This is a genomic window from Streptomyces neyagawaensis (assembly GCF_023516595.1).
GTDB lineage: Bacteria > Actinomycetota > Actinomycetes > Streptomycetales > Streptomycetaceae > Streptomyces > Streptomyces neyagawaensis.
The window spans coordinates 47,976-59,954 of sequence record NZ_JAMGBG010000146.1 but is presented as its reverse complement, the minus strand read 5'-3'; the positions used below and the strand labels follow the sequence as shown (position 1 = coordinate 59,954).

Annotated in this window: 12 protein-coding genes and 2 pseudogenes; 13 read left to right on the top strand and 1 reads right to left on the bottom strand. The window is 72.5% G+C overall.

Going from position 1 to position 11,979, the window contains the following annotated elements; all coding sequences use genetic code 11:
* The first annotated feature begins 534 nt into the window (after positions 1 to 534).
* The 9 genes and pseudogenes from M8J73_RS38390 (at position 535) to M8J73_RS38355 (ending at position 8,624) form a co-directional block, all read left to right on the top strand.
* Complete coding sequence (locus tag M8J73_RS38390) at positions 535 to 3,414, top strand: M4 family metallopeptidase (RefSeq protein WP_206187948.1); 2,880 nt, start codon at positions 535 to 537, stop codon at positions 3,412 to 3,414.
* Positions 3,415 to 3,516: 102 nt separating this feature from the next.
* Positions 3,517 to 4,401: an SDR family oxidoreductase gene (locus M8J73_RS38385; RefSeq protein WP_055540789.1), complete on the top strand. Its 885-nt coding sequence runs from the start codon at positions 3,517 to 3,519 to the stop codon at positions 4,399 to 4,401.
* A 463-nt stretch (positions 4,402 to 4,864) separates the two neighbouring features.
* Positions 4,865 to 5,867, top strand: a pseudogene (locus M8J73_RS38380) (NAD-dependent epimerase/dehydratase family protein).
* 194 nt (positions 5,868 to 6,061) lie between these two features.
* Positions 6,062 to 6,634, top strand: coding sequence for a hypothetical protein (locus M8J73_RS38375; RefSeq protein ID WP_249829665.1), 573 nt, complete (start codon positions 6,062 to 6,064; stop codon positions 6,632 to 6,634).
* Positions 6,631 to 6,816, top strand: coding sequence for a hypothetical protein (locus M8J73_RS38370; protein ID WP_055542340.1), 186 nt, complete (start codon positions 6,631 to 6,633; stop codon positions 6,814 to 6,816). The genes M8J73_RS38375 and M8J73_RS38370 overlap by 4 nt, the downstream gene beginning before the upstream one ends.
* Before the next feature lie 21 nt (positions 6,817 to 6,837).
* Positions 6,838 to 7,344, top strand: coding sequence for a DUF6098 family protein (locus tag M8J73_RS38365; RefSeq protein ID WP_055542341.1), 507 nt, complete (start codon positions 6,838 to 6,840; stop codon positions 7,342 to 7,344).
* Positions 7,345 to 7,437: 93 nt separating this feature from the next.
* Positions 7,438 to 7,806, top strand: a complete 369-nt coding sequence (locus M8J73_RS45675) for a hypothetical protein (protein ID WP_372504088.1) — start codon at positions 7,438 to 7,440, stop codon at positions 7,804 to 7,806.
* A gap of 24 nt (positions 7,807 to 7,830) precedes the next feature.
* Positions 7,831 to 8,382: an immunity 49 family protein gene (locus M8J73_RS45670; protein ID WP_372504087.1), complete on the top strand. Its 552-nt coding sequence runs from the start codon at positions 7,831 to 7,833 to the stop codon at positions 8,380 to 8,382.
* Positions 8,379 to 8,624: a hypothetical protein gene (locus M8J73_RS38355; protein ID WP_372504086.1), complete on the top strand. Its 246-nt coding sequence runs from the start codon at positions 8,379 to 8,381 to the stop codon at positions 8,622 to 8,624. Before M8J73_RS45670 ends, M8J73_RS38355 begins: the two co-directional genes overlap by 4 nt.
* Here M8J73_RS38355 and M8J73_RS38350 read toward each other — a convergent pair.
* Positions 8,615 to 9,112, bottom strand: coding sequence for a GNAT family N-acetyltransferase (locus M8J73_RS38350; protein ID WP_249829664.1), 498 nt, complete (start codon positions 9,110 to 9,112; stop codon positions 8,615 to 8,617). The two genes, M8J73_RS38355 and M8J73_RS38350, sit on opposite strands and share 10 nt — an antisense overlap.
* A gap of 86 nt (positions 9,113 to 9,198) precedes the next feature.
* On the opposite strand from M8J73_RS38350, the gene M8J73_RS38345 reads away from it, so the two are divergent.
* From M8J73_RS38345 to galE, 4 genes and pseudogenes are all read left to right on the top strand, one after another.
* Entirely contained in the window at positions 9,199 to 9,360 is a 162-nt protein-coding gene (locus M8J73_RS38345; RefSeq protein ID WP_249829663.1) for a YncE family protein, read from the top strand.
* Positions 9,357 to 10,214: pseudogene (locus M8J73_RS38340) on the top strand (MurR/RpiR family transcriptional regulator). Before M8J73_RS38345 ends, M8J73_RS38340 begins: the two are co-directional and overlap by 4 nt.
* Before the next feature lie 253 nt (positions 10,215 to 10,467).
* Entirely contained in the window at positions 10,468 to 10,734 is a 267-nt protein-coding gene (locus tag M8J73_RS38335; RefSeq protein ID WP_157873030.1) for a hypothetical protein, read from the top strand.
* A 38-nt stretch (positions 10,735 to 10,772) separates the two neighbouring features.
* Positions 10,773 to 11,828: a UDP-glucose 4-epimerase GalE gene (galE, locus tag M8J73_RS38330; RefSeq protein ID WP_055536820.1), complete on the top strand. Its 1,056-nt coding sequence runs from the start codon at positions 10,773 to 10,775 to the stop codon at positions 11,826 to 11,828.
* Positions 11,829 to 11,979 lie beyond the last annotated feature (151 nt).

Below are 11,979 nucleotides of genomic sequence, written 5' to 3'. Positions count from 1 at the left end.
TTCACCGTGCCGCCGGGCGTGGTGGTGGCGCTGTCGGTGGCGAAGGTCAGCGCGGCCGGCGCGGGGTCGGCGCTCGCGGTGGGCGCCATCCCGAAGACGGCGAGGGCGAGGGCGAGGACGGCGCCGAGGCCGAGACGTGTCATCAGTGGTGATCGCATGGGCCGGGAGGCTAGGCACACGACGAGCGGGCCGTCTGCCCCTCCGTCGGCGAGCCGGGGAGCCGTCGGCCGAAAGTGCGTGTGGCGTGAAGGCGGTGGAGGGGATGTGTACACAATCCGCGCACGAAGACATAGACGCAGGGTGATGGGCGTGTCACACAGGGCTCGGATGCGGCCCGCGGGGGCGGCGTGGGCAGTGGGGGCTCTGGGGCGGCATTGGCGTGTTTCGAACCGTATGGCCGCCGCTCGGCGGGGGCCCGCCGGCCGTCCGCCGGGCCCCCGCCCGCCCATGGCGTCGGCGGGCGTGTTCACGAAGGGCCGGAAGTCGTCTTTCGACACCACCGCCCCGTTGATGGGACGCCGCATCGCCTGTTCCATGACCCCTGGCCGGCGGTCGACCGCCGCCGGGGATCCGACTTTCGTGGGGGAGACAGTGCGTCAGCACAGAGCACGTTCCGGGAGATCAGCAGGCTTATCGAGAGGTCGGCGGGGCGGGGTGTCGGGTGCGGCGGCGCTGTTGGGCGTCGCCGCACTCGTCGTGTCGGCGGTCCCCGCCGGCGCGGCGACCGGGGGCGACACACCGCCGCCCGCCCCGGGCGAGGTGGTGCCGGGGCAGCGGACGGCGACGCCGGCGCTGGTGGACGACATCCGGGAGCGCGCCCCGGCGGCGGGCAGCGCGGCGGACGCGGCGCGCGCGTATCTCGCCGCCGAGCGGGACCGCTACCGCATCGCGAACCCGGTGCGGGACCTGGAACCGGCCGGGACCATCAGGGCGGACGGCGGCCGGGAGACCGTACGGCTGCGGCAGGAGCACCGCGGTGTGCCGGTGCTCGGAGGCCAGTACATCGTCCGCATGGAGAAGGGCGACGACGGCCGGAGGGTCGTCACCGGAACCTCGGGCAAGTACTTCACGGGGCTACGGACCGACACCGCGGCCGAGGTCGACGACGCGCTCGCCATCGAACGGGCGGTCGACGCCGTACGGGCCGATCTCGACGCCGAGGACTTCACCGCGTTCGACAAGGCCGACCAGGAGAGGGCGCCGCTGACGGGCACCTCGCACGGTCTGGTCGTGCTGCCCGCCGGCGCGGGTGTGCTCACCCGGCACATCACCGTGCGGGGCACGAGCCCGGCGGGCGGCGAGCCGGTGCTGCGCGAGGTGTACATCGACGCGCACGCCGGATACCCGGTGCTCCAGTACAGCGGTATCAGGACGTTCGGCACCCCCCGCACGGCCGGAGCGGGGAAGGCGGCCGGCCGGGCCGCGCGGGCGGCCGATCCGACGGGCTCCGGCGTCAAACTGGACGGCAAGTCCGTCGAGTTGCCGGTCAGGCAGGACGAGATCCAGGGCACGTACGCCCTGCGCGACCACACCCGGATCCAGAACGACAACGGGGACTTCCTCGGCACCTGGGACGCGAGGGGCCTCGGGGTCACGGACGTGGCCGGTGTGTGGCCGCCGGAACTGCCGCTGTTCACGTCGCCGACCCCGGCCTTCGGCTCCGAGGCCACCGAGGCGGGCGCGGTCGACGCGCACTGGGCCGCCGGGCAGGTCTACGACTACTTCAAGAACCGGCACGGCCGGGACAGCCTCGACGGACGCGGCATGTCCGTCCACTCGCTCGTCGGCGTCACCGACGGCGGTCAGCCCTATGTGAACGCCTTCTGGGACGGCCAGAAGATGGTCTACGGCAACGGCGACGCGGACTACCTCCCGCTCTCCGCCGGGCTGGACGTCGTCGGCCACGAGATGACCCACGGTGTCATCGACCACTCGGCCGATCTCGTCTACGCAGGCCAGTCCGGCGCCCTGAACGAGGCGCTCGCCGACTACTTCGGCAACGCCATCGAGACGGATGTGTACGGCGTCTCCATGGACGACCCCACCGCGAGTCTGCTCGGTGAGCGGCTGTGTCGCGCCAGGCCGGCGGGCGAGTGCGCGTTCCGCGACCTGAACGACGGGCGGACCACGGCCAAGTCGTTCCTCGGCGTCGGCTTCGGCACCGACAGCGGGGGCGTCCACCTCAACTCGACCATCTTCTCCGGCGCGTTGTGGGACGTGCGCGAGGACCTCGGGGCCCGGCTCGCGGACCGGATCGTGTACCGGGCGCTCACCGAGTACCTCACCCCGCTCGACGGGTTCACCCAGGGCCGGGACGCGGTGATCGCCGCCGCGAAGGACCTCGGCGTCGCCGGGCAGGACCTCACGGCCGTGCGACGGGCCTTCAACGCCCATGGCATCGTGCCCAACTGGGAGCTGGCCCTCGGCGTCGACTCCGACACGCTGCTCGAACGCGTCAACACCACCGACACCCGGCTGGGCGCGGGCGGCGACTGGTGGACGGCGTCCTCCTCCAACGAGGACGGCTCGGAGCCGTACTCGGTGTGGGCCGGACGCACGGACGGCACCGGGCGGCTGAAGCTGATGAGCCCCAACGACGGCCGCTATCACGTCAATCCGGCCACCGACGGTAAGACCGTGGTGTGGCAGGCCCACGGATCGAACGGCATCGACATCCTCGCGCGGCCCCTCGCGGGCGGGCCGGTGAAGGTCCTCGCCCACCATCGGAGCGTCGGGCGCGCCCTGGACGTCGACGGTGACGTGGTCGCGTACGCGTACAACAACCACGGCGGGCGTGCCGCCATCGCCCATCTCAGCCTGAAGGACCCGGCGAACAAGGTCTCCCGCGGCGGGGGGAGCTACCACCGGGCCACCTGGCCGTCGGTGAGCGACGGCAAGCTGGTCTACCAGGACTGGCGGCGCGTGGCCCATGTGTACGAGTCCAGCACCCGGGTGATCGACCTGGCGACCGGTGAGGAGAGCGTCGTCCAGACCGCCGCGCCCGGCACGAGTCTGGGCCCGACGGCCGTCGTGGGCGGGCGCGCCTACTGGCTGCTCGACGAGATCGACGGGAACGGGACGACGGCGCTGCGCCGCGCCGGACTCGACGGCTCGGACGTCACCGACCTCAGCCCGGAGACGGGTCCGCAGGCGCTCAATGTCTCGTACGTGACGGCCTCCGAGGGAGCGGTGACGATGATCGCCAGGAAGCCGGACACCGTACTGCGCAACGAGGCGTTGTCGAAGCTCTGGCAGTTCACCCCGGACGGCGACCGTCGGGGCCGGGTCTCCTGCAACCGGGGCGAGCAGCTCTCGGCCGCGGCGGCGCCGGGCACCCGCGTGGTGTGGCTCGACGCGACCACCGGCACCAGCGAGGTGGTGACCCGGGCCAGGCCGAGCGGCCGGTGCGACTGACCGGCTCCCGCGTATGGACTCCGCGCGTCCGGGCACTCGGGGCGCGCGGGGTCCGTGAGGACGCCGTTCACGTACCGACTTGACGACGAAGGGCCTGTGCTCATGAACGACGAGGAGCGGCGGAACCCGGTCGAGCGGCATCCCCGGCCAACCTTTCCGCAGCAGGACCAGGAGCACCCGGGCTGGACCGGCCCCATGGACCCGCCTCCGGACCACGGGGAGGAGTCCTACCGGGGCAGCGGACTGCTCGAGGACCGCTCGGTGGTGCTGACCGGCGGGGACTCCGGGATCGGCAGGGCGGTCGCCCTGGCGTACGCCCGGGAGGGCGCGGACGTGCTGTTCACGCATCTGCCGGAGGAGGCGGACGACGCACGGGAGACGGCCCGGCTCGTCGAGGACGCCGGGCGCAAGGCGATCGCCGTGCCGTGCGACGTCCGGGACGAGGAGCAGTGCCGGAAGCTGATCGAGCGGGCGGTCGCGGAGTTCGGCCGGATCGACGTGCTGGTGAACAACGCCGCGTACCAGATGGCGCAGTCCGACGGCATCGAGGGCATCTCGACCGAGCAGTTCGACCGGGTCGTACGGACCAACCTGTACGGCATGTTCTGGCTGTGCAAGCTGGCGTTGCCGCACATCCCGGCGGGCGGGTCGATCATCAACAGCACCTCGGTGCAGGCGTACAAGCCGAGTCCGCATCTCCTCGACTACGCGATGACCAAGGGCGCCATCGTCACGTTCACCCAGGGGCTGGCGCAGATGCTCGCCCCGCGCGGGATCCGGGTGAACGCGGTGGCGCCGGGCCCGGTGTGGACACCGCTGATCCCGGCGACGCTGCCCGACACGGAGGAGTTCGGCAAGCAGGCGCCGCTGGGACGGCCGGCCCAGCCCGCCGAGATGGCACCGGCCTATGTGTTCCTCGCCTCCGACCGGGCGAGCTACATCACGGCGGAGATCCTGAACGCCACGGGCGGCACCCCCCTGCCCTGACGGACCGCCCCCAAGGGGCACGGGAAGGGCCGACGATGACGACGAGTGAGCCTTCCGGTACCGGGAGACGGAGAGCGTTCCGTCTACGGACGAGCGACATCCACGGCCCGGGGCTCACTCGGAGGCCGCCCCAACGGGTCGGTGTCCCACATCAGGTGCGGCGTGGGCCGTCCCGGGCACGGCATCGCCCATCGTGGCAGACGGGAAGCACGAGCCCCCTGGTGACGGCGGAGAGCCCCGTCGACCACCGGCCCAACTCCCCTTCCCTCACGCGCCCTTGCCCCACCAGGTGGGCTTGCTCACAGGACTTCCGCAATGGAGCACCCGCCCCGGCCGAGAGTGGCCCGTCGCGCGCCCCGGCCGGGAGCGGCGCGCCCCCGGCTCGGTCGACCACCGGAACCCCCATCCGAACGGGCCGCGAAGGTCCCAGCAGGTCCTCGAAGGCCCCCTCAAGGCGGTGCGCATGACATCCGTGAGGTTCGTCCCGTCGGCGCCCCGCGTCTGGGAGCGGGCCCTGGTCACCGGAGGCGCCGGATTCCTCGGCTCGCATCTGTGCGAACGACTGCTGGAGCGGGGTGTCGCCGTGGACTGCGTCGACAACCTCTCGACGGGCTCGCCGGACAACATCGCCCACCTGAGGGAGGTGCCGGGCTTGCGCCTCGTCGCCCACGGCATCGCCGACCCGACAGCGCCCGGCCCCACCGACCTCCTCGACGGCCCGTACGACGTGGTCCTGCACTTCGCCGGCCCCGCCGCGCCCGCCGACCGTCGCCGTCTCCCCCTGGAGACGCTGGAGGCGGGCAGCGTCGGCACCCGCAACGCGCTGGGGCGGTGGCCAGCCGGGACGGCGCGCTGCTCCTCCTCGGGTCGTCCTCGGCCGTCTACGGCCGCGCCCGCGGTGGTCGTCGGCGGGACGACGTCGGCGAGGTCGACCCGGTGGGCCCGCGCTGCGCCTACGAGGAGGCCCACCGCTTCTCCGAGGCGCTGGTCACCGCGTACGCGGGCGCCGAGCGGACGCGGGGATCGTACGGGTGTTCAGCGCCTACGGGCCCCGGATGCGGGCGGACGGCGGTCGGGTGGTGTCCACGTTCATCCGGCAGGCCCTGGCCGGCGAGCCCCTGACGGTCGCGGGCGACGGGCGCCAGACGCGGTCGCTGTGCTTCGTGGACGACATCGTCGAGGGTGTGCTGCTGGTGGCGGCGGGCCGTTCGGTGCGCCCGGTCAACGTCGGCGGCGGCGAGGAGACGAGCGTCGCCGCACTCGCCCGCCGGGTGCTCGCCCTGACGGGCTCCGACTCGCCGCTGCGCTTCGTCGACCGTCCCGCCGGTGAGGCCGAGCGCCGGGTGCCCGACACCACGTGGATGCGTGAGCTGTTCGGCTGGAACCCGAGGGTGCCGTGGCAGGAGGGCCTGGAGCGGACGATCGCCCACTTCACCCGGGGCGGCGGCGCGTTTTGGCGGATGTGATCGGGTACCCGCTGCGTGCACCACCCACAACCGGAACAAAACAGGCACAGGTGTTCACGGTGACCGCCAGAGGTACCCGGTGGGGCCGTCGGTACCCGGTGAGGGCCGTCGGTTCCCGGCGGCCCGCGAGGTGCCGGGGAACGCGACCGCGCCACCACGCCCCGCCCACGTGGAGACCGCGAAGGAGCAACGCGATGAGTCATGCGACAGGGACCCGGCACAGCCCCGCCCCCGCCCCCACCTCCGCCCGACGGACGGACACGCAACTGCTCTCCGTCTACCTCAACGACCACTTGGCCGGCGCCACCGCGGGCACCGATCGCGCCCGCTATCTGGCCCGCTCCTGTCGGGGCACCGACCTCGGCCCGACCCTGGAGGCGATCGCCGGTGAGATCGCCAAGGACCGGCGCAGCCTGACGGACCTGATGCACCGGTTGCACATCCCCGCGCGCCGGTACAAGGTCGGCGCGGGCTGGGCCGCCGAGAAGCTGGGACGACTGAAAGCGAACGGCAGGCTGGTGCGCCGTTCCCCGCTCAGCACCGTGATCGAACTGGAGATGCTGCGGGTCGGGGTCACGGGCAAGATCGCGTGTTGGGAGGCCCTGCGCCAGCTCGCCGAGACCGACGAGCGCCTCGACCCCGACGTGCTCGACGATCTCCTGAGCCGCGGCCACCGGCAGCTGCACACTCTGGAGGAACTCCACCGCGAGCAGGCCGCGTCCACCTTCCGCACCGCCGAACCGCACGGCCAGGGAGCACTGTCATGAGCGAACAGACCCCGTCCCAGGCAGAGGGGGAACCGGACACCGACATCGACACCGGCCGCGAACCGAGCCCCGACCAGCAGGTGCCCCGCACCACGCCGTCCCAGGCCGAAGGCGCACGCGACGACGAGACCGAGGACGCCGACACCGAAACCGACAGTGGTGTGGGCGACGACCGCCCCTGACATGACGAACCCGACGACTCGATGAGCACCCGAGACGAACTTCCCGTCCTGCGTACCCTGGATGAGCTCGCGGACCTGGTCCGGCACACCTCCGGTCTCCATGTCCGCTGGTCACACGGCCCCGACGCGGACCGCGACCTCGTCACGAGCAGGGACGGCCTCACCGGGGTACGGCTGCCGGGGCTGTCCGCCAACCCGCTCGACCTGGAGCCCTGGTGGGAGGACCGGCCGGTCGAACTGTGGGTGGCGCGCCGCCTGTACGACTACTCGCACCTTCCGCGTGAGAAGGGACCGGGGGTCCGCCCGTGGATCCTCCGCGGCCGGGTGAAGGGCCGGGGGCCCGACAACGAGCCTCTCCTCGGTGACATCGACCCCGTCGGCTGGATCGACGAGGCACTCATCAAGGAGGCCGAGGAGACCGTCGACCGCCAGGAAGGCGAATGGGGCCCCATGCAGCGTGACAGCGACGACCCGGCCAAGGGCGCCGACGGCCGTACGGTGACCCCCACCGGGGACGGGACCGGCTGAACCCCGGTCCCCGCCTGCCGCGCCCCCGTCGATGCCGGCACCCGCTGATAGCGTGCCGTCCGGCCGCGAAGATCGCGAAGGGGGACGGCAGTCGTGCGGGAAGTGTCATGCCACGAGGTCGAGGAGGACGGTGTCGCCCGGGCACTGGACGAGATCGCCGGGCGGACCAGGCGGCGCTGCGCACTGCTGCGCTACCACGAGGCGTCGCCGGCGCGGATGCTGGAGATGCGCGACGAGTTGCTCGACCACGTCGCCGCCCGCGCCGTCGCCGATCTGCCGCCGGACGAGTCGTCGCGTGCGGCGCTGCGGACCGCCGCGGAGTGCTCCCTCGGCATCCTCGCCATCGGGTGCTTCCCGAAGGGCGACCAGGAGATCTTCTTCCCGCTCGTCGGGGAGACGCTCACCAGCGACGACGTCGCGTTCGGCGCCTTCGTCGACCGCGCGCCCACGGCGAGGACGTGACTCGACACGTTCGAACTGTGCGTGGTGAGCGGGCTGGTGTGGGAGTGGCGGCGCGTGATCGGACTGCTGCTGCGCACCGACTACGCGGGTGAGATCCGCAACGGCGTGCCGTACTCCCCGCTGAAGTCGGTGTCGGACCCCGCGGACCTCGCGGCGATGGACGCGCTCTGCGGCTACCTCACGCACACCGAGGGGCATCTCCCCCGCGACTGGCCCACCGTGCCCCTGTGCGAGCCGGATGCCGCGGAACGCGCCGACGCGGCCCGGCGGTTGGACGCGGTCGACGGCCCGCCGACCCCGGACCAGCGACTGCTGCGCGTCCTCCTCGACGACGACCGGCCGGCCTTCGAGCAGGCACTCGCGGACCGTCTCGACGAACACCGCGAGGAGGTGGGTGCCGACCCCGCCCCCAGGACGCTGCTGCCACTCGGCCCGCTCGCCCTGGCCGCCCTCGCCGTCCAGGTGCACGGCTGGAAGCTGGACATCCGCTCCGGCTACCTCCCACCCGACCTGCTCCGCTCCGTGCAAGCCCCGCGGGAAGCAGCGGACGCCGACGAGAACGACCTGGGCCTGTGAACCGTCCGTCGGACGAGGGGAAACCGGTGGCGGTGACGGTGGACGCGAAGGCGCCGACGGCCTTGGCCGGGGACCCCGCCTCCCACCTGTACGGGCGACCGCTGGACGCGCCGAGCTTCGCGCCGGACGCGGAGAAGCTCGCCGTTCCGTGGCGGGAGGTGGGCCGCCGTGATCTGACGCCCGCGGTCCTCTTCACGCGTCTGGAGACCTGTCCGGAGGCCCTCTTCGCACGCTACGGCTGAGCGGCGCCGGGAGCCTGTGCCGCGAGGTCGTCGAGGGGGGCGCCGCTCAGGCGGCACACCGTCCACTCCTCCAGCAGTTCCGCGCCGAGCGACTTGTAGAAGCCGATCGCCGGTTCGTTCCAGTCGAGGACCCACCACTCGAAGCGCTCGAAGCCGTCCCGTCGGCAGATCGCGGCGAGCGACGCGAGCAGGGCCTTGCCGTAACCGCCGCCCCGTGCCGTCGGCCGGACGTACAGGTCCTCCAGGTGCATGCCCCGCGTGCCGGTCCAGGTGGAGAATCGGGGGAACCACAGGGCGTAGCCCACGGTCCCGCCGGTGTCCTCGTCCTCCGCGATCAGGGCGTACGCGGCGGGACGTTCACCGAACAGGGCCTCGCGGAGCTGCGCCTCGGTCGCCCGGGCCTGCTCCACCGCCCGTTCGTACGCGGCGAGTTCGCGGATCATCGCGCGGATGTCCGCGACGTCGTTCACAGTGGCGGCCCGGATCATGCCGGAGATCATCGGGCACGCCACCGGACCATGTCCACCCTATTGACGCGAGCACCGAGATCAAGGTCGGGGCCAACCCGGGCGAGGTGGTGGTCAGCGCCGACGGCCGTACCGCGTACGCCGCCGATCAGGGGTCGAACTCCGTCCGTGTGATCGACGTGGCGCGCGGCGAGGTCACCGGCACGGTCGCCGTGGGCCGGGTTCCGGCCGGGCTCGCGCTCACCCCGGACGGCGGCACGCGACCCTGATCCGCACCGAGCTGCCCCGGCTGGCCGGCTCCCTGCGGAAGGTCGGCGAGCTGATCCTGGAGGATCCGGCCGCCGTCACCCACCGCTCGGCCGCGGAGCTGGGCCGCCGCACCGGCACCTCCCAGGCCACCGTCACCCGGTTCTGGCGGGCCATCGGCCAGGACTCCTACCAGCGCCTGCTGATCGAGCCGGCCCATGAGCGCGACCGCGGTGAGTCCTCCGAGTGGGGCGGTGCCGAGATCGGGCCGGACATCTCCCCCGACGACAGCCTGGAGCGGGTCGTCCAGGTCGTCGGCACCGCCGATCTGCGCGCCATCCAGCAGACCATCGACCGCATCGACCTGGACGCCGTCGAGCGGGCCGCGCAGGCCGTCGCGCCCGCCGCGTCGACGTCTACGGCGTCGGCGGCAGCGGAGCGGTCGCCCAGGAGACGGAGACCCGGCTGTTCCGCATCGGCTGCGCGGTGCGCGGCTGGACCGAGATGCACGCGGCCACCACGCCCGCCGCGCTCCTCACCCCCGCGGACGTGGCGATCGGCATCTCCCACTCCGGCGCCACCCGCGAGACGATCGAGCCGTTCGAGCCGGCGAGGGAGCGCGGCGCCACCACCGTCGCACTGACCGCCGACCCGCGCTCGCCGCCGGCCCGCGCGGCCGACGTACCCCTGATCTCGTCCTCCTCGGAGACCAGCTTCCGCACGAGCAGCGTCGGCGCCCACCTACTCGGTGCTGATGCTCATCGACTGCCTCTACGTCCGGGTCGGCCAGCTCTCCTACCGACGGGCGAGCGCCTCCCTCGCGCTGACGGACCACATCGCGGGGGCGCACGCCGTGACGTCGCGGCGGAGCCGCTGATCACGAGCGGGGGCACCGAGCGGGAATGCACGGATGAAGCAACCAAGACACACCGCCCCCGCCCGCGTCCGCGCTCCGCACCGGGGTCGACTACACACCCGCACACGAGCGACGGGACCGCCTCCGCGCCCTCTCCCGGTAATGACTTGCCCTCACAGCCCTTGACGCCCGGACGCAAGAGGCGGAGAGTCGTACATATACGCCGTAAACATACGGTGTCGCTCGCCTGTCACGCACTCAGGAGCGACGCGCCATGACGCGTAAGGAACCGACTTCGGCGGATCTTCCCGGGGTGGAGCGTCGGCCTGCTCGGATCTCGGGCCCCGACGTCGTCCGGATCACCACCAGCAACCCTGTCCTCGGGCGTCCGTACCCGGTCCCCGCCGTCCGTCCGACGCCCTTCGCGCCGCTCCCCCGCCCGCCCGTCACCGGACTGATGCTCCTCTCGATCGCGGTGCTCACCGGTCTGCCGTGCTTCCCCCCGGCTACGCCGCCGACACGGGCCGGTGAGGTGCGGTGAACTCGGACCGACGCCACGCGCACGAAGAAGCCACGCCCATGAGCGCACCATCCACGGTCCTCGTCACCGGCGGAGCCGGCTTCATCGGCAGTCACGCCTGCGTCGAACTCCTCGACCACGGCTACGAGCTGATCGTGGTGGACAACTACTCCAACAGCACCCCGCAGGTCCTCACCCGCGTCGAACGGATCGCCGGCCGTTTCGTCGGTGCCATCTATGAGCTGGACATCCGTGATCGACACGCTCTCTCGGCCGTCTTCGACCGCCACTCAGTGGACGCCGTCGTGCACTTTGCCGCGCGCAAGGCAGTGGGCGAGTCGACACGGATGCCCGTCGAGTACTACGACACCAACGTCGGCGGCACGACCGCCCTGCTCCGGGTCATGCATGAGCACGGTGTGCACCAGCTCGTGTTCTCGTCCTCCTGCTCGATCTACGGCGACGCCGGATCCGGACTGCTGGACGAGGCCACCCCGGCCCGGCCCACCAATCCCTACGCGGCGTCCAAGTGGACCTGCGAACAGATCCTCGCCGACGTCTGCCGCCGGTGCCCCGAATACACCGTGCTGTGCCTGCGGTACTTCAACCCGGCCGGCGCCCACCCCAGCGGGCTGCTCGGCGAGGACCCCTGCCGCACCCCCGAGAACCTGATGCCGTACGTGGCCCAGGTGGCCATCGGCCGACGGGAGCGGGTCCGCGTGTTCGGCGCCGACTACCCCACGCCCGACGGGACCGCGATCCGCGACTACCTCCACGTCGTGGACACCGTCGAGGCCCACCGCGTCGCGCTCGACCACCTCGCCGACGGACCAGGCATGTATGTGTACAACCTGGGCGTCGGCATGGGCAGCTCGGTCCTCGACGTCGTCGCCACGTTCTCCGAGGCGTGCGGCAGGCCCATTCCGTACGAGGTCACGGCCCGCCGCCCCGGCGACGTGGCCGAACTCGTCGCCGACGCGACCGCCGTGACGCGCGCCTGGGGCTGGCGCCCCAGCCGGGACCTCGCCGACATGTGCCGGGACGCCTGGCGGTTCCAGCAGCTCAACCCCTACGGCTACGCGGGCTCTGCCCGGCGGCCGAACCTGAAGCGGTAGGACAGCCCGCCGACGGGTTCGTCGCCACGTCGGTGACGAGATGCAGCCCGGCGCCCGTCTGCCTACGATCTAGAAAGGCACAGGTTGCCGCGTGTTGGCGGCCCGGTGCCCTTCAACGCAGGGAGGCGCTTGGCGTTGCTGCTGGCCCACC